The sequence below is a fragment of the Amycolatopsis sp. NPDC001319 genome (assembly GCF_042896185.1).
In the GTDB taxonomy this organism is placed as follows: Bacteria; Actinomycetota; Actinomycetes; order Mycobacteriales; family Pseudonocardiaceae; genus Amycolatopsis.
Map to the genome: position 1 here is coordinate 18,601 of NZ_JBIAWY010000022.1, position 18,605 is coordinate 37,205.

Annotated in this window: 21 protein-coding genes; 5 read left to right on the forward strand and 16 right to left on the reverse strand. The window is 71.1% G+C overall.

Going from position 1 to position 18,605, the window contains the following annotated elements:
* Nucleotides 1–4: 4 nt before the first annotated feature.
* The 9 genes from ACFY1H_RS46495 to ACFY1H_RS46535 form a co-directional block, all read right to left on the reverse strand.
* Nucleotides 5–928, reverse strand: coding sequence for a GNAT family N-acetyltransferase (locus tag ACFY1H_RS46495; RefSeq protein WP_366583241.1), 924 nt, complete (start codon nucleotides 926–928; stop codon nucleotides 5–7).
* On the reverse strand, nucleotides 925–1,356 hold the full coding sequence (gene aroQ / locus ACFY1H_RS46500; RefSeq protein WP_366583240.1) for a type II 3-dehydroquinate dehydratase: 432 nt from the start codon (nucleotides 1,354–1,356) through the stop codon (nucleotides 925–927). The genes ACFY1H_RS46495 and aroQ overlap by 4 nt, the downstream gene beginning before the upstream one ends.
* Nucleotides 1,353–2,462, reverse strand: coding sequence for a 3-dehydroquinate synthase (gene aroB, locus ACFY1H_RS46505; protein WP_366583239.1), 1,110 nt, complete (start codon nucleotides 2,460–2,462; stop codon nucleotides 1,353–1,355). Before aroB ends, aroQ begins: the two co-directional genes overlap by 4 nt.
* Before the next feature lie 32 nt (nucleotides 2,463–2,494).
* Nucleotides 2,495–3,019, reverse strand: coding sequence for a shikimate kinase (locus tag ACFY1H_RS46510; RefSeq protein ID WP_366583238.1), 525 nt, complete (start codon nucleotides 3,017–3,019; stop codon nucleotides 2,495–2,497).
* Nucleotides 3,016–4,203, reverse strand: coding sequence for a chorismate synthase (aroC, locus tag ACFY1H_RS46515; RefSeq protein ID WP_366583237.1), 1,188 nt, complete (start codon nucleotides 4,201–4,203; stop codon nucleotides 3,016–3,018). The genes ACFY1H_RS46510 and aroC overlap by 4 nt, the downstream gene beginning before the upstream one ends.
* A 44-nt stretch (nucleotides 4,204–4,247) precedes the next feature.
* Nucleotides 4,248–5,663: a prepilin peptidase gene (locus tag ACFY1H_RS46520; protein WP_386956369.1), complete on the reverse strand. Its 1,416-nt coding sequence runs from the start codon at nucleotides 5,661–5,663 to the stop codon at nucleotides 4,248–4,250.
* A gap of 262 nt (nucleotides 5,664–5,925) precedes the next feature.
* Nucleotides 5,926–7,209, reverse strand: a complete 1,284-nt coding sequence (locus ACFY1H_RS46525; RefSeq protein ID WP_386956370.1) for a zf-HC2 domain-containing protein — start codon at nucleotides 7,207–7,209, stop codon at nucleotides 5,926–5,928.
* Complete coding sequence (locus ACFY1H_RS46530) at nucleotides 7,206–7,691, reverse strand: sigma-70 family RNA polymerase sigma factor (RefSeq protein ID WP_364047983.1); 486 nt, start codon at nucleotides 7,689–7,691, stop codon at nucleotides 7,206–7,208. The genes ACFY1H_RS46525 and ACFY1H_RS46530 overlap by 4 nt, the downstream gene beginning before the upstream one ends.
* Nucleotides 7,692–7,733: 42 nt before the next feature.
* Entirely contained in the window at nucleotides 7,734–8,138 is a 405-nt protein-coding gene (locus tag ACFY1H_RS46535; RefSeq protein ID WP_364047981.1) for a hypothetical protein, read from the reverse strand.
* 127 nt (nucleotides 8,139–8,265) lie between these two features.
* Here ACFY1H_RS46535 and ACFY1H_RS46540 point away from each other — a divergent pair, with 127 nt between their 5' ends.
* Entirely contained in the window at nucleotides 8,266–8,703 is a 438-nt protein-coding gene (locus ACFY1H_RS46540) for a Rieske (2Fe-2S) protein (protein WP_366583235.1), read from the forward strand.
* An 89-nt stretch (nucleotides 8,704–8,792) separates the two neighbouring features.
* Here ACFY1H_RS46540 and ACFY1H_RS46545 read toward each other — a convergent pair whose 3' ends face one another.
* Nucleotides 8,793–9,248 (reverse strand): PTS glucose transporter subunit IIA, encoded by a 456-nt coding sequence (locus tag ACFY1H_RS46545; protein ID WP_366583234.1) that lies wholly within the window; start codon nucleotides 9,246–9,248, stop codon nucleotides 8,793–8,795.
* Nucleotides 9,245–9,628 (reverse strand): glucose PTS transporter subunit EIIB, encoded by a 384-nt coding sequence (locus tag ACFY1H_RS46550; protein ID WP_386956371.1) that lies wholly within the window; start codon nucleotides 9,626–9,628, stop codon nucleotides 9,245–9,247. Before ACFY1H_RS46550 ends, ACFY1H_RS46545 begins: the two co-directional genes overlap by 4 nt.
* 93 nt (nucleotides 9,629–9,721) lie before the next feature.
* On the opposite strand from ACFY1H_RS46550, the gene ACFY1H_RS46555 reads away from it, so the two are divergent.
* The 4 genes from ACFY1H_RS46555 (at nucleotide 9,722) to ACFY1H_RS46570 (ending at nucleotide 13,072) form a co-directional block, all read left to right on the forward strand.
* The gene (locus ACFY1H_RS46555; protein WP_354882768.1) at nucleotides 9,722–10,531 is read left to right on the forward strand and encodes a GntR family transcriptional regulator; all 810 of its coding nucleotides are present in this window, start codon (nucleotides 9,722–9,724) and stop codon (nucleotides 10,529–10,531) included.
* Nucleotides 10,528–11,766 carry a PTS transporter subunit EIIC gene (locus tag ACFY1H_RS46560; RefSeq protein WP_366583233.1) on the forward strand — a complete coding sequence of 413 codons (1,239 nt, stop codon included), beginning with the start codon at nucleotides 10,528–10,530 and terminating at the stop codon, nucleotides 11,764–11,766. The genes ACFY1H_RS46555 and ACFY1H_RS46560 overlap by 4 nt, the downstream gene beginning before the upstream one ends.
* A gap of 33 nt (nucleotides 11,767–11,799) precedes the next feature.
* Nucleotides 11,800–12,069, forward strand: a complete 270-nt coding sequence (locus ACFY1H_RS46565; RefSeq protein WP_386956372.1) for an HPr family phosphocarrier protein — start codon at nucleotides 11,800–11,802, stop codon at nucleotides 12,067–12,069.
* Nucleotides 12,070–12,256: 187 nt separating this feature from the next.
* Nucleotides 12,257–13,072, forward strand: a complete 816-nt coding sequence (locus ACFY1H_RS46570; RefSeq protein ID WP_386956373.1) for a serine hydrolase domain-containing protein — start codon at nucleotides 12,257–12,259, stop codon at nucleotides 13,070–13,072.
* A gap of 19 nt (nucleotides 13,073–13,091) precedes the next feature.
* Here ACFY1H_RS46570 and ACFY1H_RS46575 read toward each other — a convergent pair whose 3' ends face one another.
* The 5 genes from ACFY1H_RS46575 to mltG form a co-directional block, all read right to left on the reverse strand.
* Complete coding sequence (locus ACFY1H_RS46575) at nucleotides 13,092–14,033, reverse strand: D-2-hydroxyacid dehydrogenase family protein (RefSeq protein WP_386956374.1); 942 nt, start codon at nucleotides 14,031–14,033, stop codon at nucleotides 13,092–13,094.
* 19 nt (nucleotides 14,034–14,052) lie between these two features.
* Nucleotides 14,053–14,691 carry an HAD-IA family hydrolase gene (locus ACFY1H_RS46580; RefSeq protein ID WP_386956375.1) on the reverse strand — a complete coding sequence of 213 codons (639 nt, stop codon included), beginning with the start codon at nucleotides 14,689–14,691 and terminating at the stop codon, nucleotides 14,053–14,055.
* On the reverse strand, nucleotides 14,688–15,965 hold the full coding sequence (locus ACFY1H_RS46585) for a GrpB family protein (protein WP_386956376.1): 1,278 nt from the start codon (nucleotides 15,963–15,965) through the stop codon (nucleotides 14,688–14,690). Before ACFY1H_RS46585 ends, ACFY1H_RS46580 begins: the two co-directional genes overlap by 4 nt.
* Nucleotides 15,966–16,028: 63 nt before the next feature.
* Complete coding sequence (locus ACFY1H_RS46590) at nucleotides 16,029–16,910, reverse strand: shikimate dehydrogenase (protein ID WP_386956377.1); 882 nt, start codon at nucleotides 16,908–16,910, stop codon at nucleotides 16,029–16,031.
* Nucleotides 16,879–18,537, reverse strand: a complete 1,659-nt coding sequence (gene mltG, locus ACFY1H_RS46595) for an endolytic transglycosylase MltG (RefSeq protein WP_386956378.1) — start codon at nucleotides 18,535–18,537, stop codon at nucleotides 16,879–16,881. Before mltG ends, ACFY1H_RS46590 begins: the two co-directional genes overlap by 32 nt.
* Nucleotides 18,538–18,605: the final 68 nt, after the last annotated feature.

The window sequence follows — 18,605 nt, forward strand, 5'->3', positions numbered from 1 at the left end:
AGTCCTAACCCGGTTGGGTGAACGTGTCCCCGTCTGGTGGGTGTTCGAGGGCAACAAGCTCGACCTCGAAGCCGTCGTCGTTCTCGAGGTAGGCCGCGTAGTGCGGTTTCCCGCCCGCGTAGGGGAAACGGTCCGCGAACAGCGGCCGCCAGCCGTGCCCGCCGGCCGCGAGTTCGTCGACCTCGGCGCGGGTGGCGACGTGCAGGGCGAGGTGGTTGAGGCCGGGGCGCAGGCGCTCGTGCGGCCCCGTCGCCATCGCGGGCGAGGCTTCCACCACGAGGTAGGTGGGGCCGAGGCGCCAGCTGACGCCGTCGGGCCAGCGCTGGAACTCGCGCCAGCCCAGCCGCTGAAGCAGCCAGCCCCAGCTGCGTTCGGCGCGCGCGAGGTCGGGCACCCACAGCTCGATGTGGTGCGCCCGCCCGTGCGCGGTGGGCAGCGCGACGAGCACGCGGTGCACGTCGCCGTAGTGCACGCCGGAGCCGACGTCGAGGAAGCCGAGCCGGCGGGTGATCGCGAGGCTGGCCGCGTTGTCCTCGTGGACGAGCGCCCACACGGCGGGCACGCCGAGCGTGGTGAGGCCGTGGTCCACGAGCGCGCGGCCGGCTTCGGTGGCGAAGCCCTTCCCCGCGTGCTTCGCGGCGATGTAGTAGCCCAGCTCGGCGACGTCGCCGGGCAGCTCGGACGACGGGCGCAGGTGGGCGACGCCGACGACTTCGCCCTCGTGCTCGACCACCCAGTGGCCTTGGCCTTCGGGCCCGTCGTAGGCGAGGCGGCGGGCCACCATGGCGCGGGCCTGGGCGGGGTCGGAGAAGTCGGCGGCGAAGAACCGGCTCATCTCCGGGTCGGCGAACACCGCCACCACGGCGTCGGTGTCGGCTTCGGTCAGGGTCCGCAGCCGCAGGCGTTCGGTGGTGAGCTCCGGGGTCACTTCGCGTTGGCCGCGACCCAGCGCAGCGCGAGGCCGTAGCCGTCGACGCCGAGGCCCACGATCACGCCGGTGGCGATGTCGGAGAGCACGCTGTGGTGGCGGAACTGCTCGCGCTTGTGGACGTTGCTGATGTGCAGCTCGATCAGCGGCGCGGACAGCTGCGCGGCGGCGTCGCGCACGGCGATCGAGTAGTGCGTCCAGGCGCCGGCGTTGAGCACGACCGGGTTCCCGCCGTCGGCGGCCTCGTGGAGCCAGCCGACGAGCTCGCCCTCGTGGTCGGTCTGGCGCACCTCGACGTCGAGGCCGAGCTCGATGCCGGTCTTCACGCAGAGGGCGGCGAGGTCGTCGTGCGTCGTGGAGCCGTAGACGGCGGGCTCGCGCTTGCCGAGGCGGCCGAGGTTGGGGCCGTTGAAGACGAAGACCTTCACAGCAGCACGCTCCCGCCGTTCTTGGGGGCGTCGGCCGCGACCGCCGAGTACGCGGCGGCCAGCAGGGCCGGGTCCGGGCCTTCGAGGCGGCCGGGCTTGGCGAGCGCGTCGAGGACCACGAACCGGAGCACACCGGAGCGGGTTTTCTTGTCGCCCTTCATGCTTTCGATGAGCTGCCCCAGCGCGTCGGGGTCGTAGGTGGTCGGCAGGCCGATCAGCTTCAGCACGGACGCGTGGCGCGCGGCGGTCTCGTCGTCGAGGCGCCCGGCGAGGCGGGCGAGCTCGGCCGCGAACACCAGGCCCACGCTCACGGCCGCGCCGTGGCGCCAGCGGTAGCGCTCGCGGCGCTCGATGGCGTGGCCGAGGGTGTGGCCGTAGTTGAGGATCTCGCGCAGGTCGGACTCGCGCAGGTCGGCGGCGACGACGTCGGCCTTGACCTGGATCGAGCGGCGGACCAGCTCGGCCAGCACGTCTCCGGTCGGGTCGAGGGCGGCTTCGGGATCCTGCTCGATGAGCTCCAGGATGCGCGGGTCGGCGATGAAGCCCGTCTTCACGACCTCGGCCATGCCGGCGACGAGTTCGTTGCGGGGCAAGGTTTCCAGCGTCGCGAGGTCGACGAGCACGGCGCTCGGCTCGTGGAACACGCCCACGAGGTTCTTGCCGGCCTCGGTGTTGATGCCCGTCTTGCCGCCGACGGCCGCGTCGACCATGCCGAGCAGCGTGGTCGGCACGTTGACCAGGCGCACGCCGCGCATCCAGGTGGCGGCGACGAAGCCGGCCAGGTCCGTCACGGCGCCGCCACCGAGGCCCACGACCACGCCGCGGCGGTCGAGCCCGATCCGGCCGAGGACCTCCCAGCAGAAACTGGCGACGGAGAAGGCTTTGCCGTCCTCGGCGTCCGGGATCTCCACGCGGTGGGCGTCGAGGCCCGCTTCGGCGAGCTCGTCGCGCACGGCCTCGGCGGTGGCGGTGAGCGTGGGCGGGTGGATCAGCGCGATCTTCGACGCGTCGGCGAGCTGCGCGGTGAGCTCGGCGAGCAGGCCGCGGCCCACGAGCACGTCGTACGGGTGCGCGGTCGCGACGCGGATCCGGACGGGTTGGGACACGGGCTTCCTCACTACTCCTGGTTCTGCCGGTCTTACTGCTCGCGCGCCTCGGCGGGCTCGATCGCGGCGACCGCGGCGGCCACCACCTCGGCGGGTGACCGGTGGTCGGTCTCGATCTCGATCGTCGCCACCTCGCGGTACACGGGCAGGCGCGCGTCGAGCAGGGACTTGAACGTGGCGCGCGGGTTCACGCCCGCGAGCAGCGGGCGCGCGCTCGACAGGCCGGTGCGCTGCACGCCGGCGGCGAGGCCGACGTTCAGGAACACCACGGTGTGCTTCGCCAGCAACGCCCGGGTCTCCGGGGTCAGCGGGGCGCCACCGCCGAGGGAGAGGACGCCGTCGTGCTCGTCGAGGGCGGTGGCCACGGCCTGCGCTTCGAGCGCGCGGAACGCCGGCTCGCCGTCGTCGGCGAAGATGTCGGAGATCGCGCGGCCGGCGCGTTCGACGATGTCGTCGTCGGTGTCGCGGAACGCCACCCCGAGCGCCTCGGCGAGCAGCGGGCCCACCGTGCTCTTGCCCGAGCCCGGCGGTCCCACGACCACGGCGCGGGGGCTCACCAGCGCTCCTCGAGCGCCTTCAGGTAGCCCTCGGCGTTGCGCTTGCTCTCGGCCAGCGAGTCGCCGCCGAACTTCTCGAGCGCGGCGTCGGCCAGCACCAGCGCCACCACGGACTCGAGCACGACGCCCGCCCGCGGCACGGCGCACACGTCGGAGCGCTGGTGGATCGCGACGGCGGGCTCGCCGGTGCGCACGTCCACCGTGGACAGCGCCTTCGGCACGGTCGAGATCGGCTTCATCGCCACGCGCACGCGCAGGGGCTCGCCGTTGGTGATGCCGCCTTCGAGGCCGCCCGCGCGGTTGGAGCGGCGCGTGACGCCGACCGGGCCGGTGCCGCGGTCGATCTCGTCGTGGGCCTGGCTGCCCCAGCGGCGCGCGGTGGTGAAGCCGTCGCCGACCTCGACGCCCTTCATGGCCTGCACGCCCATGAGCGCGCCCGCCAGGCGCGCGTCGAGGCGGCGGTCCCAGTGCACGTGGGAGCCGAGGCCCGGCGGCAGCCCGTAGGCGAGCACCTCGATCACGCCGCCGACGGTGTCGCCCGCCTTCCGCACGGCGTCGACCTCGGCGATCATCGCCTCGGTGCCCTCGGCCGAGAACGCCCGCACGGGGCTCTCGTCGATCGCGGCCAGGTCACCCGGCTGCGGCAGCGGCCCCTCCGGCGCGTCGGCGCCACCGATCGACACGACGTGGCTCAGCACCTCCACGCCCAGCAGCTGGCGCAGGAAGTTGCGCGCCACCGTGCCCAGCGCCGTGCGCGACGCCGTCTCGCGGGCGCTCGCGCGCTCCAGCACGGGACGGGCCTCGTCGAAGCCGTACTTCTGCATGCCGGGCAGATCGGCGTGCCCGGGGCGCGGCCGCGTGAGCGGCTCGTTGCGCGCCAGGCCGGCGAGCACCTCGGGGTCCACGGGGTCGGCCGCCATGACCTGCTCCCACTTGGGCCACTCGGCGTTCTCGATCTGCACCGCGATGGGGCCACCCTGCGAGATCCCGTGGCGGACGCCGCCCAGGATCTGCACGTGGTCGGTCTCGAACCCCATGCGCGGGCTGCGACCGAACCCGAGCCTCCGCCGCGCAAGCTGCGCGGTGAGGTCTCCGGTGGTCACCTCCACACCAGCGGGCAGGCCCTCGAGCACAGCGGCGAGGGCGGGTCCGTGCGATTCTCCTGCGGTGATCCAGCGCAACACCGGCTAATCCTGTCACGTGTTACGGCGTCACCTGTGACAGGCCCTCAGCTGGGCACCACCCCCGAACCCACCCCGGGGAACACCGCGCACGTCCAGGCCGCGACCACCAACGCCGGCCCGTGGGGCACGCGGTGGCGAATGGCTCGGTGGAGGCGAGGGCTTGCCCGGGGTTGCGGTGGGTGTGTCGGTGAGGCGGGGGACGGCGGAGGCGCGCCTGATCCGGGTTTCTGTGGGGTGGTCGGTGCCGGAAGCCCTGCTGATGCCGTCTTCCGCGAGGTGGTCGGTGGGGGAAGCCCGCCTGATGCGGTTTTCCGCGAGATGGCCGATGCCGCAAGCCCGCCCGATGCGGTTTTCCGCGAGATGGCCGATGCCGCAAGCCCGCCCGATGCGGTTTTCCGCGAGATGGCCGATGCCGCAAGCCCGCCTGATGCGGTTTTCCGCGAGGTGGTCGGTGGGGGAAGCCCGCCTGCTCGTTCGGCGCGGCGCACCCGCTTGGCGATGACCGGCACCTGCGCTCCCACGGCCACGACGGCGCTCACCCCAGCCGCTACCACTGCCGCGGCTGCCACCGACGCCCATCCCAGCGCACCCAGCACCGCCCCCAGCACGCCGGCGAGCTTCACGTCTCCGGCCCCGAGCTGCGCGGGCTTGAGCCGGTGGACAACGAGGTGGACACCGCCGAACACAAGCACGCCCTCCACCGCACCCGCGAGAAGCGTCGCCCCACCCCCATTCGCCGCCGCCACTCCGAGGGCGATCGCCATCGCGGGATACGCCGGCAACGTCACCACATCCGGCAACCTCCGATACCGGACGTCCGCCAGACACAACGGCACCCCGACCACCGTGAGCACCCACGGCACCGGCCACCACCACTCCGCCCAGCGCCCCTCCCGCCACCGCCACCCGACGACAAGCAGCGCCGCCACCACCACGACAACAGCCACAACCGCCGACACGGGCGCACCCGCCCGCCTCAGCAACCACACGAGGAGGGGCACCACCGCCCCACCTGCCACGACCAATCCCCAGGACATGCACCCACGTTGACAGCGCCCGCCCACCCCGCCAAGCCGCGGATGTCGCGAGTGGACCCCTCGCGCCGAAAACCGCCCCGATTCACCCGACCGGGAAACCCAAGCCGGCCGCGCAGCACCCAACCCGCGCAGGCTCAGGCCACCCGAGCCGACCTTCCACCACGCGCCCACGACCCGAGCCGGCCTTCTGCCACGCGCCCACAACCCGAGCCAGCCGCTCGCGGCACCTGGAGGCCGCGCCAAGCACCCATAGCCCAGGCCGGCCGCGCGGCAAACCAGAACACCACTGCTGCCGACCATCCCGGGCCGCTCGGGCACCACAGCGGGCCGGCGGCCGCGGGCGCAACCCGCAGTCCCGTGAACGCCGCGGCGAGCCATCGCGCTGCCACGCCCGGCGAGCGAACGGGCCGCCCGAAACCGCATCGCATCAGCTTGGCGGAACCCGAACCAAGCCGAGGCACACAACGACCGAGCCCGCCCGGCCCTGCGGGCACGCGCCCACGACCCGGGCCGGCCGGCCGCCGCGCGCCACAACCCGAGCCGACCGCTAGCGGCACCCGGAGGCCGCGCCAAGCACCCCAATGTGGCGTTCGTTGCACCCAACGCACCCAATGCGGCGTTCGGTGCGTTGAACGCAACCAACGCCACATTGGGGCGGGCCGAAGCCGGTTCGCGAGTCAGTGCGTCATGGATAAACCAGGCGCATCAAGGGTTTCCCCGTTCGCACGCTCCGGATTTCCAGCGAGGCGATCTCCTGGGACTTCATCGGTGTGCCCACCACGACCTTGGCCGTCTTCTCCGGCAGGGCCTTCCAGGTGGCGAGCTGGGTCTCGGTGCCGTCGCGGCCGAGGGCGACGAGGGAGTAGTCCCCGCCCCTGCCGCCGCGGTAGCTGCAGGACATTTCGACCTCGGTGCCCCACGACTGGGGGTCGATGCGGGCCGCGGCCTGGATCGGGTATTCGCCGAGGGCCGACATGGCAAGCTCGGGCGGCGACACGGGCGCCGCGACAGCGGGCGCAGCGGGCGGCGGCGACACGTCCGGCAGCGAAAGCGACACCGCCAGAGCCACCCCGGCCGCGACGGCCAGCGCGGCCACGCCCCCGGTCACCCCGTTCCGGATCCGCCGACGGCGGCGGACCTTCCGCATCAGCACCGGCAGCAAGTCCGGCATCGCCTGAGAGCCCGGCATCGGCGGCGCCGCTGACGGGTCGAGTCCCGGAACCGAGTCCGAGCCCAACAGCGGCGGTACAGCCGACAGGTCCGGCACCGAGCGCGAGCCTGCCGGATCCGCGGCCGGCCTCTGCGAACCTGGCACATCCGGCCACGGCACATTCCTCGCCGGCACATCGGAACCCGGCCTGGGCTCCGAACCCGGCGGCGCGCCCAGCCCTGTTCCCGGCACCGGCAAACCCGGTACATCCGGCCCCGGCGCAGCCGGCATCGCCAACCGGTCAGGCAGCAACTGCGAGCCTGCCGGATCCGCGACCGGCAAATCCGAGCCAGGCACCGAGCGCGAGCCTGCCGCATCTGGCGACTGCGAACCTGACACCGGCAAATCCGCCCCAGGCACCGACCACGAACCCGGCACCGGCGAACCCGGCACCGGCGAACCCGCCGGCAAGTCCGGCCCTGGCTTCGGCGAGCCCGCCACATCCGGCCCCAACCCAGGCACATCCCTCGCCGGCAAATCCGGCAGATCCGCACCCGCCACGATCACCAGATCGGGCACCGGCCCCGGATCCCGCGGTGGCTCCGCACCGTCCCCCTCACCGTTGCCGGGCCCGAGGGCTCCCCCCGGTGAACCACCCCTGGTCTGGGCGAGCAAACCCGGCAGCCCGGCCAGTTCGCGGACCGCGGCGGCGCAGCGGTCGCACTCCTGCAGGTGCTGTTCGAATGCCTGCCGGTCTTCCGGTGACAGGGCTCCGAGGACGTACGCGGCGTCGTAGGTCGCGAACTCGTCGGCGGTCATTGCGTCACCCCCCGCTCTTCCAAAGCCAGGCGAAGCGCCCGTAGTGCGTAGTGCGTGCGGGACTTCACGGTCCCCTCGGCGATGCCCAGGCGGTGGGCGGCGTCGGCCACCGAGTACCCCTGGAAGTAGCACAGTTCGAGCACCTCGCGGTGGCGGGCCGAGAGCTCGCCCAGCGCCTCGGCCACCAGCCAGCCCTGCACGGCGCGCTCGGTGCCGTCGGCCACCGCTCGCTCGGGGGGAGCGTCGGTGACGACCTCCGAGCGCGAGGTCGCCGACCGCCACCCGTCGATGGCGATGCGGCGGGCGACCGTGAACAGCCACGCGCGGGCCGAGCCCTGTGACTGGTCCAGCACGTCGGTGTGGCGCCACGCCCGGAGCAGCGTCTCCTGCACCACGTCCTCCGCGTGGTTCCGGTTGCCGCCCGTCAGGTGCAGGGCGTAGGACCAGAGCGCGGCCGCGTGTTCCTCGTGCAGCGCGCGCATCAGCTGGTCCTCGACGTCGCTCCTCCCCACGGCGAGCCCCGGTCAGCGTCCGGCCGGCACCGCGTGCCCGCCGGAAGACTGCCGGGCGCGCACCTCCTGCACCAGCAGCACCAGGCCGCAGATCACGCACAGCGCCTCGGTGATCACGCCCCAGTACTCGAACTGGCTGTTGAACTGGTCGTGCACGCCGTACAGCCCCACGGTCACCGACAGCAGGTACGCGAGCAACGTCACGCCGCCGAAGCCGAACGTGAAGAACGGCGGCACCCAGTGGTGCCAGAACAGCAGTGCGACGGCGATCACGATCCCGGCGATCCCGTTCACCAGGAACAGCGGACCGACCACGGCGATGTCCGAGTAGCCGCTGCCGAAGTACAGGTAGAAGTGGACCGCGGCGGACCCGACCAGCCCGATCGCGCCCAACCCTCGCATCCAGTTGGCCAGCATGATGTTCTCCTTCACCCGTCCGAATCCCTCTCCCCCACTACACGGAAACACAGGCGATCCGGTTCACCGGGCAACGCTTTGCGGTGAACGGGTGAACCACACGGACGATCATCTCGTTAGTAGGGGCATGACTGCCGAACTGTTTTCCCGCCGCTCCGTCCTCACCACCGGGGCCACCGTCGCCGGCGTCGCCGCGGGCACCGTCGCCCTCGCGGCCTGTGGCGCCGGCTCGGACTCGGGCTCCTCGGGCGGCGACGCCCCCAAGCCCGGCGGGAAGGTGATCGCGCTGGCCGACGTGCCCGTCGGCCAGGCGAAGTCCGCCAAGACCCCCGACGGCCAGGACGTGATCGTGGCCCAGCCCACCGCCGGAACCGTGAACTGCTTCAGCGCCATCTGCACCCACCAGGGCTGCACCGTGAACCCGCCGCAGGGCGCCGAGATCCACTGCCCCTGCCACGGTTCGGTGTACGACTCGCTCACGGGCGCGGTGAAGAACGGGCCGGCCGAGAAGCCGCTGCCGAAGATCAACGTGAAGGTCGACAACGGAGAGGTCGTCACCGCCTGACGACGTAAACCGCCCAACGCACGCGAAGGGCCCCTTGTGGACGATCACCGTCCACAAGGGGCCCTTCGGCGTCGAAAGCCCGGAAAAGCTCAGCCGTTCCAGCCGAACAGCGGGTCGCCCGCCGCGACCGTGCGCCCGGGCTCGAGGCCCGTGAGCACGTCGGCCTGGGCGTCGAGCCCGACCACGGGCACGATCGGCGAGTAGCCGGCGGCCGCCACGGCCTCGGGGTCCCAGCCGATCACCGGCTGGCCGGCGCGCACCGACTCGCCCTTGACCACGTGGAGGGTGAAGCCCTCGCCCTTCTCCTTCACCGTGTCGATGCCGAGGTGCACGAGCACGGCGCGCCCGTCCTCGGTCGCCACCACGAAGGCGTGCGGGTGCAGGGTCACGACGGTGCCGTCGACCGGCGCGACGGCGTCGGAGCGCCCGCCGCTCGGCTTCACGGCGATGCCGGGGCCGACCATCGCCTCGGCGAACACCGGGTCGGGCACCTCGGTGATCGCGACGACCTCGCCCGCGACGGGGCTCAGGATCTCGAGGCTCACATCAGGTCCTCGATGTCACTGGCGATCGTGTCCGCCTCGGGGCCGACGATCACCTGCACCGCGGAGCCCATCTTCACCACGCCCATCGCGCCGGCGGCCTTGAGCGCCGCCTCGTCGACGAGGCTGGTGTCCTCCAGCTCGCAGCGAAGGCGCGTGATGCAGCCTTCGATCTCGACGACGTTGTCCACGCCGCCGAGCGCCGCGAGAATCTTTTCAGGCCTGTCATCCGCCATCGCGGCCTCCTCGTTTCCCGTTGGTTCCCCACGTGAGCCAGTGCGCTCCACCACTACTACGCCGTTCGTCGGCATGCACGTCGCCGCAGGCCACGAACGCATAACGGTGGTTGACACCCGCTCGCGAGGCGGAGCATCCTGCCCCATCGGAATTATTGGTCTAGACCGGAACGTACCAATCTTCCGGCGAAGACGCGAGCACCGGTCGCCCGGTGCGACGACAGAAGGAGGGTGACACCGATGAGCGCTGCCGCGCACGTCCCGCCGCCCGACGGCGTCGACCGGGTGGACCGGGTGATCAACGGGCCCACGCCCAAGCACGCCCAGCTGCGCGAGATCCTGCGCCGGTCCGTGGAGCGCGAGCTCCCGCCCGGTTCGCCGATCCCGTCGGAGCGGGAGCTCGCCCAGCGCTACGGTGTCTCGCGCCTCACGGTCCGCTCGGCGATCGGCAAGCTCGTCGAAGAGGGCCTGCTGGCCCGGGTGCGCGGCAAGGGCACGTTCACCGCCGCGCGCCGCATGGAGTTGCAGCTCTACCTGATGTCCTTCACCGACGACATGCGCCGGCGCGGGCTCACCCCCACCACGGAGGTGGTGTCCACGTCGCTCGAGGTCCCGCCGGTGACCTCGGCGCACGCACTCGGCCTCGCCGAGGGCGTGGCGGCTCACCGGCTGGTGCGGCTGCGGCGAGCGGACGGCGTGCCGCTGGCCGTGGAACGCGGCTGGTACCACGCGGGCCGCACGCCCGGACTGCTCGACCTCGACCTCACCCGTTCCCTGTACGCCCAGCTGGCCGAGGCCTACGACCTGCGGCCGGACCAGGCGTACCAGACGGTGTGGGCCGAGTCCGCGGATCGCGAGACGGCGCGCCTGCTCGGCATGCGCACCGGCACTCCGCTCCTCGTCTTCCGCCGGGTCTCCAGCGCAGGCGGAGAGCCGGTGGAGGACATGACGTCCTGGTACCGGGGAGATCACTACCAGGTGACCATGCAGTTGGACCGGAACACCCCGGATTCCGGCCACCAACCCCACTACGGAGGTACCCGACGATGAGCGCCACCACCACAGAGGGGGCGAAGGGCAAGAAGAGCGGCGGCGGGCTCGCGGGGCTGCAGCGCTTCGGTCGCAGCCTGATGCTCCCCATCGCCGTCTTGCCCGCTGCCGGTCTTCTCAACCGGCTTGGCCAGGACGACGTTTTCGGCAAGACCGGCCTCGGCTGGGACAAGGTCGCGGCCGTGATCGGCGCCGCGGGCGGTGGCCTGTTCGACTGGCTGCCCCTGCTGTTCGCCATCGGTATCGCGGTCGGTTTCGCGCGCAAGGGCGACGGTTCGACGGCCGTGGCCGCGGTCGTCGGCTGGGTCGTGTTCAACAAGGTCATCCAGGCCATCGCGCCGATCAGCAGCCAGGAGGGCTACAAGCCCGGCTGGGACGGGGCGCCGATCCACTGGCCCTACAGCGTGCTGACCGGTGTGATCAGCGGTATCGTCGCCGCCCTGCTGTGGCAGCGCTACTACCGGATCAAGCTGCCGAGCTGGCTCGCCTTCTTCGGCGGCCGCCGGTTCGTGCCGATCATCACCGCGTTCTCGATGATCATCCTCGGCGTGATCTTCGGCCTGGTCTTCAAGTACGTCGACCACGGCATCAACGCCATCGGCCAGGCCGTCGTGGGCTCGCCGGTGATCGGTGGCGGCATCTACGGCGTGCTCAACCGCCTGCTCATCCCGATCGGCCTGCACCAGCTGCTCAACGTGCCGGTGTGGTTCATCTTCGGCGGGGGTGACCTCAACAACTTCTTCACCCACGTGCAGGGTTCCGGCTCGTTCATGACCGGCTTCTTCCCGATCTTCATGTTCGCCCTGCCCGCCGCGGCGCTGGCGATCTGGCAGACCGCGAAGCCGGGCCAGAAGAAGATCGTGGGCTCGATCATGATCTCGGCGGCGCTGACCTCGTTCATCACGGGTGTCACGGAGCCGATCGAGTTCGCGTTCATGTTCGTCGCGTGGCCGCTGTACATCTTCCACGCGATCATGACCGGTGTCTCGCTGGCCGTCTGCAACGCGCTGGGCATCCACCTCGGCTTCTCGTTCTCGGGCGGCGCGATCGACTTCGCCCTGAACTCGTCGCTGGACACCGCGCACAAGGCGTGGCTGCTGATCCCGATCGGCCTGGTCTTCGCCGTCATCTACTACGTGGTGTTCCGCTTCGTGATCACGAAGTGGAACATGCGCACCCCGGGCCGCGAGGACGACACGATCGAGGCCGACCTCGACCGCACGGCCGCTAAGTAAGCTCGACCACAAGGAAACCGAGAGAGGACGATCATGCCGGAGAAACGAGTCACCGTGGCCAGCAAGGTGGGCCTGCACGCCAGGCCGGCCGCGCTGGTCGCCAAGGCGGCCGCGGCGCAACCCGTCGCGGTGACCATCGCCAAGGCCGGCGGCGACCCGGTGGCCGCCGGCAGCGTGCTCAACCTGATGACGCTCGCCGCCGCGTTCGGCGACGAGGTCGTCATCAGCGCCGAGGGCGAGGGCGCCGACGCCGCGATCGACGCGGTGGCGGAGCTCGTCGCCACGGATCTCGACGCTCATTAGGTACCGCTCCAGGGGCAGTCGGAGGGGCCACCCTGCACCGGGAATTCCGGTGCAGGGTGGCCCCTTCGCACGTTTCCCGGCCGCTTGCCGATCCGGACACCCTGACCGGCGGTCACCGCGCGAGTGAACGGTTTCCGCCGTGACTGCGGTCGGATCGGCACCAAGCAGCACGGTTAAGCTGGCGGGTATGGACAGCCTGCGCCTGATCGACGAGTGGCCGGTGGACAACGCCGCGGCCGGGGTGGTTTCCGCCGGTGGCGAGGTGCGCGACCGCCACGGCGATTCCGCCCGCGTGTTCCGCCTGGCGTCGGTGACCAAGCTGCTCACCGCGTACACGGCGCACATCGCGCTCGAGGAGGGCGTGGTCGAGCTGGACACCCCCGCCGGCCCCGAGGGCTCGACCGTGCGCCACCTGCTCGCCCACACCTCCGGCCTGGCCTTCGACGCGCACAAGGAGATGGCCCCGCCCGGCACCCGCCGCCTGTACTCCAACGCCGGCTTCGAGGTCCTGGCAGAGACCCTCACCGAACACTCGGGCATCCCCTTCGCCGACTACCAGCGCGAAGCCCTGCTCGACCCGCTGGGCATGACCGCCACCGTCCTGGACGGCTCCCCCGCCTCCGGCGCCGCGTCCACTGTGGACGATTTGCTCGTGTTCGCCGCCGAACTCCAGTCCCCGAAACTCCTCGCGCCCGCCACCCTCGCCGCCGCCACCGACGTCGCCTTCCCCGGACTGAACGGCGTCCTCCCGGGCTTCGGCTACCAGAAACCCAATGACTGGGGCCTCGGCTTCGAACTGCGCGACCACAAGTCCCCCCACTGGACCGGCTCCGCGAGCTCCCCACGCACCTTCGGCCACTTCGGCCAGTCCGGCACCTTCCTCTGGGTCGACCCCGACTCCGGCCACGCCTGCGTCGCCCTCTCGGACCGCTCCTTCGGCCCCTGGGCCGCCGACGCCTGGCCCCCGTTCACGGACGCGGTACTGGTCGAACTGAAGGGCTGAGCACCCGGCGCGCCGTGTGTCACTCCATCACCCGAATCGGCTTCCCATCCCGAAAAGCCGCGATACCCTCCACCGCATCCCGATAAAAGATCTCGTACGTCTCCCGGCTCACATACCCGACATGCGGCGTCAAAACCACATTGTCCAGACCGCGAATCGGATGATCAGCCGGCAACGGCTCGATGTCGTAAACGTCGAGCGCGGCTCCCGCGATTCGCTGTGAGCTCAAGGCATCCAGGAGCGCAGCCTCGTCGACGATGGGCCCCCGAGACGTGTTGACCAACAACGCACTGGGCTTCATCCGAGCAAACTCCGCCGCCCCGACCAGGCCGCGGCTGCGGTCGGACAGCACCACGTGCACCGACAACACATCACTGCGCTCGAACAGCTCTTCCTTGCCGACGGCCGTCACCCCGTGCTCCGCGGCCTTCTCGGGCGTCAGGTTCGGGCTCCACGCGATCGTCTCCATCCCGAACGCCTGCCCGATCCGCGCTGACGCACTCCCGAGCCGCCCCAATCCGAGCAGTCCCAGCGTCTTGCCGCTCAGCACGGTTCCGACCCCGACCTGCCATCCGCCGTCCCGCATCGACTGCACGTCGGCCGGCAGATTCCGGGCCGCAGCAAGGATCAAGGCCCACGTGTGCTCCAACGTCGGCGGCCCGAGGTACCCCGTCGCCGAAACCACAACCCCGTTGCGCTTCGCCGCCGCGACATCGATCGCCGCGTTACGCCGCCCGGTACTCACCAACAGCCGCAAATCCGGCAACCGGTCCAAAACCTCCGCCGGAAACCGCGTGCGCTCACGCATCGCCACCGCGACGTCGAAACCCGCCAGCTTCCGGACGACGTCATCGGGACCGGTGAAGGCCTCCGTGAAGACCTCGATGTCGGCACCGAGGGAGTCCCAGTCGGCATAGGTGAGCGCGACGTTCTGGTAGTCGTCGAGGATCGCGATCTTCATGCGCCCCACCGTAGTCCGCTCACGCGCGCAGAACCGCGTCCACCCGCAAGCCGGCGCCGGTCCAGCGAATCCCGGACAGGTCCTGGACCACGGGCGCGGCAGACGAATCCAGCGCCCCACGGCCCACACCCACCACGGCGGCAGGACCGGCCGCCACCGCAGCGGCCAGGCCGTTGTCGCTGTCCTCGAAGATCGCGCACTCCCCGATCGGCACACCGACCCGCCGCGCCCCGAGCAGATAGCCCTCAGGGTCCGGTTTGCCCCGCGACACGTCCGCGGCGGTCACGACCACAGGCGCGAGCGGCAGCCCCGCGGCGGCGAGCCGGGCTTCGAGCAACGGCCGCGACGCCGACGTGACCACGGCCCAGTTGCCGGCCAGGCTCGCGAGCAGCTCGGCCGCGCCGGGGATGGCGACGGTGGTGCCCGCGTCGCCGATCTCCAGCTCGTCGATCCGGCGCAGACCTTCCTCGGCTTGGTCCTCGGGCAGGTGCATCCGCACCGTCTCCGTGGACCGGCGGCCGTGCACACCGTCGAGCACAACGGCCGGGTCCAGCCCGTGCTCGTGCGCCCACCGCGTCCACGACCGTTCGCCCGACGCCGTGGAGTCCACCAGCACCCCGTCGACGTCGAACAGCACCGCACGGCACGCCACGATCATGCTTCTCCTGCCACACAACGGAAGTACAGGAACCGCGGCTTCGTCCGCAGCCCCTTGGCGATCCGCGGGTCGGCCTCGTCGGCCTCGGCCACGGGCATCGGCTCCACCAGCCGGTCGACGGTGAACCCGGCGTCGCGCACCGCGTCGAACGTCCGGCTCAGCGGCCGACGGTAGAACTGCACCGCCTGACGGTAAGAACCGAGCAGGAACTCGTCGTCGAGCAGCTCGGTCTCGAAGTAGTTCTCGCGGTCGAACCAGTGCCAGTCCTCACCCGGGTGGTGCACGGAGAACACGAGCTGTCCGCCCGGGCGCAAGACGCGGTGGAATTCGGACAACGTCGGTCCGAAATCTTCCAGGTAGTGGAGGACCAGGGACGCGGTGACGACGTCGATCGAACCGTCCTCAAGGGACAGCGGCCTCGCGACGTCGGCGACCTCGAACTTCGCCAGGTGACCGAACTCCTTGCGCGCCAGGGCGATCAGGCCTTCACTCACGTCGACGCCCAGCACCTCCGCACCGCGACCGGCGAGCAACGCGCTCAGGTGACCGGCCGCGCACCCGACGTCGAGCACGCGCTTGCCCGCCACCTCACCGGCCAGCTCCACGATCGCCGGCCGGTCGTAGAGCGCGTTCGTGACGCTCTTCGCCGCGTGCTCGGCATACGCCTGGCTGAACGCGTCGTACTGCGCGGCTTCGAGCCGCGCGGCGCGGGCACGGCCGACGATCTCGTCGATGACCTCGCTCTTGGCGTCCGCGTAGTGCTGGATGTATGTCCAGGTTTTCGCAGCCAGTGCGCGCTTCTTCGCAAGATATGTTGCGAGTTCCTCAGGATGTGTTCGCATTCGATCACGGAAGAGGAGATACCGCTCGGTCTGGCCGTTACCCGGCGAGTGGACGTGGAGGTTGACCCTCGGGTCTGTCCCGGAGAAGCACCGGTGCTTCTCCCAGTCCGGCTCCCGGATCACGAGCCGGTAGCCCGCGGCTTCGAGGGCCGGCACGTAGGCGTCCTCGTCGTCGGAGTCCGGGACCTCCAGCAGGATGTCGATGATCGGCTTGGCGGCGAGACCGGGAACCGAAGTGGACCCGACGTGCTCGAGGAGCACCACCTTCTCCCCCAGCGCTGTGCGAATCCGCTCAGCTTCGCGTTCGAACAACACCGGCCACCGCGAGTCGTACTCGGCGAGCGTCACCGTGGTGTCGAGGCGCGGCGGCTCGTCGACCCAGGAGTCCCGGATCTCCTCGTCGCTGCGCGGCTGCTGGCTGGTTTCCGACATGCGTCCCCCTGGACTCGGCAAACGGGCAGTCGGCCAGAATAACAGCGCGGCGCGAGGCCTGCCTCAGGAAATCGGCAGCGGCAGGATGTCCCCCGTCGCCGCTCGCAGCGCGGAGCGCATTTCCTCCCGCGGCGCCGGCCGGCCCGTGAAGTGCTCCGCCTGGCCGAATGCCTGGTGCAGCAACATGTCCAGCCCCGTCGCCAACCGGCCGCCCCGGGCGGCAACGGCTTCGGCCAGCGGCGTCGGCCACGGGTGGTAGATCACGTCCAGCACGCTGGGCACGCCCGCGAGCGCGGGAACGTGAGCCAGCACAGCCTCCGGCGGCACGGTGTTCACCAGCACGGCCGTGCGCGCCGCCAGGGCCGGGAAGTCCACTTCGGACCACCGGAGCACGTCTACCTCGAGGCTCGCGCTCTTGGCCGCGTCGAGCGTCTCCCCCGCCCGCGCCGGCTCGCGCACCACGAGACTCGCGGCCGCCACGCCCATTGCGGCGAGCCCGACCACCGCGGCCGCCGCCGTCCCGCCGGCGCCGAGCACCACGGCCCGGTCACCCGGCGAAGCGGTGTACCCACCGGCGGCCCGCAACGCGCCCGTGACGCCGTCGACGTCGGTGCAGTCGGCGAGCCAGCCGCCTTCGACGCGCACCAGCGTGTTCGCCGCACCGACGGCCGCCGCGCGCGGCGTGACCTCGGCCGCGTGGTCGAGCGCCCGGCGTTTGCCCGGCATCGTCACCGACAGGCCGACCCACTCGGGGCCGAGCCCGTCGACGAAGCCGGGCAGCTCGTCGGCCCCGGTCTCCACGCGCTCGTACGTCCAGTCCGTGAGCCCGAGCGCATCGAACGCCGCGCGGTGCAGCACCGGCGAAAGCGAGTGCTCGATCGGCTTGCCGAGCACCGCGGCCTTGCGGGGCCCGTCAGAAGACGCCACGGGACTGCGCCAGGTCACGGTTCTTGTTGTGGTCGACCAGATTCGAGGCGAAGCAGGAGTGCCCGTCCTTCTCGCACTTCACGAAGTACAGCTCGTCGCCGTCCGGCGGGTTGAGCGCCGCCTTGAGGGCGGCGGTGCTGGGCACCCCGATCGGGGTCGGCGGGAGGCCGTAGTTCAGGTACGTGTTGTACGGCCCCGGTGCTTCTCGATCCGCCTTGTTCGTGAGCAGGGTCGGTTTGTCGACCACGTAGTTCACGGTCGAGTCGAAGCCGAGTCTGATCTTCTGGTCGAGCCGGTTGTAGATGACCCGCGAGATCTTGGGGAAATCGGGGGTGATCGCTTCACGCTCGATGAGCGACGCGATGATCAGCGTCTCGTACGGCGTCTGCTTCGGCCCGGCGCTCTGCGAAGTGAGGCCGGCGGCCTGGATCGCCGAGGCCGACTGTTTCACGAGGTTCGTGATCAGCTCCGACGCGGTCCAGCCCGGTTTGACGTCGTAGAGCCCCGGGGCGATCAGGCCTTCGATGCGCTTGTCCTTGCTCAGGGCCTTCTGCGCGGGGCCGACCGCCCAGTCGGGCACGCCGAGCGTCTTGAGGTCGGCGTCGGCGACGGTCTTGCGCAGCGCGTCGGTGGAGACGCAGGTGCTCTTGCCGTCGAGCTCGGCGCACGAGGCCTTGGAGATCAGCGAGTAGACGCCCGGCGCGACGGAGTTGTTGGGCTGTTTCACGTCGTCGAGCTGCATGTACGGGCGGATCTCCAGCCGGCCGACGTGGGCGGCCGGCGAGGTGATCATCGACACCGCGCTCTCGCCGGACATGTGCTGCTTGAGCAGGTAGTAGCCCTGCTGGATCCGGCTCAGCGCGGTGTTCTGCGCGCCGGCCTTCACGAACGCCGTGGTGCTCGCGACGACGCCCGCGTCCACCAGCTTGCCGCCGATCGCCGACGTCGTGTCGCCGTCCTCGACCTGGATGAGCGCGCTGCCTTCGCCGGTGCCGTCGTAGTCGTTGTAGCCGAAGATCTTCAGGTATCCGTAGTACGCACCACCGGCAAAGACCACGAGGACCAGCAGCGCCGCGACCCAGCCCAGCGCACGTTTGCTGCGCTTGCGCTTCTTCTTTTTCTTGGCGGGTGTGGCTTCTTCGGTGTATTCCTCGTCTTCGTAGTCGGCGTCTTCGTACTCGCCGTACTCCTCGTCGTCGTACGCCTGGTCGTACTCGCCGTCTTCGCGGTACTCGTCTTCGTAGTCGTCGTCGCCGAACAGGTCGTCGAGCTGCTCACGCTCCTGCGGCGCCGAGTCCGGCACGGTCGGGATCACGTCGGTCGGGTGCTCGACCGGCTGCGGCCGGCGCCGCGGCGCCGGGCCCGGCCGGCCGAGCCGCGGGTCGGGCGGCATCGAACCGTCGGCGGGACCGTTGAAACGCGGGTCGGGCGGCATCGAACCGTCGACCGGGCCGGCGAACCGGGGGTCCGGCGGCATCGAACCGTCGACCGGACCGTTGAAACGCGGGTCCGGCGGCATCGAGCCGTCGGCAGGAGTGTTGAAACGCGGATCCGGCGGCATCGAACCGTCGACCGGACCGTTGAAACGCGGGTCGCGAGGCATGGAGCCGTCGGGCGAACCGGCGAACCGGGGGTCCGGCGGCATGGAGCCATCGACGGGACCGTTGAAACGCGGATCCGGCGGCATCGAACCATCGGCGGGGCCACCGAAAC

Bases quoted from the DNA above. Each gene is read 5' to 3' on its own strand.
- ACFY1H_RS46520 (WP_386956369.1), bottom strand. From the start codon at position 5,663: ATGCGGTTTCGGGCGGCCCGTTCGCTCGCCGGGCGTGGCAGCGCGATG.
- ACFY1H_RS46525 (WP_386956370.1), bottom strand. From the start codon at position 7,209: ATGACCGCCGACGAGTTCGCGACCTACGACGCCGCGTACGTCCTCGGA.
- ACFY1H_RS46530 (WP_364047983.1), bottom strand. From the start codon at position 7,691: ATGCGCGCGCTGCACGAGGAACACGCGGCCGCGCTCTGGTCCTACGCC.
- ACFY1H_RS46535 (WP_364047981.1), bottom strand. From the start codon at position 8,138: ATGCTGGCCAACTGGATGCGAGGGTTGGGCGCGATCGGGCTGGTCGGG.
- ACFY1H_RS46540 (WP_366583235.1), top strand. From the start codon at position 8,266: ATGACTGCCGAACTGTTTTCCCGCCGCTCCGTCCTCACCACCGGGGCC.
- ACFY1H_RS46550 (WP_386956371.1), bottom strand. From the start codon at position 9,628: ATGGGGCAGGATGCTCCGCCTCGCGAGCGGGTGTCAACCACCGTTATG.
- ACFY1H_RS46555 (WP_354882768.1), top strand. From the start codon at position 9,722: ATGAGCGCTGCCGCGCACGTCCCGCCGCCCGACGGCGTCGACCGGGTG.
- ACFY1H_RS46560 (WP_366583233.1), top strand. From the start codon at position 10,528: ATGAGCGCCACCACCACAGAGGGGGCGAAGGGCAAGAAGAGCGGCGGC.
- ACFY1H_RS46565 (WP_386956372.1), top strand. From the start codon at position 11,800: ATGCCGGAGAAACGAGTCACCGTGGCCAGCAAGGTGGGCCTGCACGCC.
- ACFY1H_RS46570 (WP_386956373.1), top strand. From the start codon at position 12,257: ATGGACAGCCTGCGCCTGATCGACGAGTGGCCGGTGGACAACGCCGCG.
- ACFY1H_RS46575 (WP_386956374.1), bottom strand. From the start codon at position 14,033: ATGAAGATCGCGATCCTCGACGACTACCAGAACGTCGCGCTCACCTAT.
- ACFY1H_RS46580 (WP_386956375.1), bottom strand. From the start codon at position 14,691: ATGATCGTGGCGTGCCGTGCGGTGCTGTTCGACGTCGACGGGGTGCTG.
- ACFY1H_RS46585 (WP_386956376.1), bottom strand. From the start codon at position 15,965: ATGTCGGAAACCAGCCAGCAGCCGCGCAGCGACGAGGAGATCCGGGAC.
- mltG (WP_386956378.1), bottom strand. From the start codon at position 18,537: ATGCCGCCGGACCCCCGGTTCGCCGGTTCGCCCGACGGCTCCATGCCT.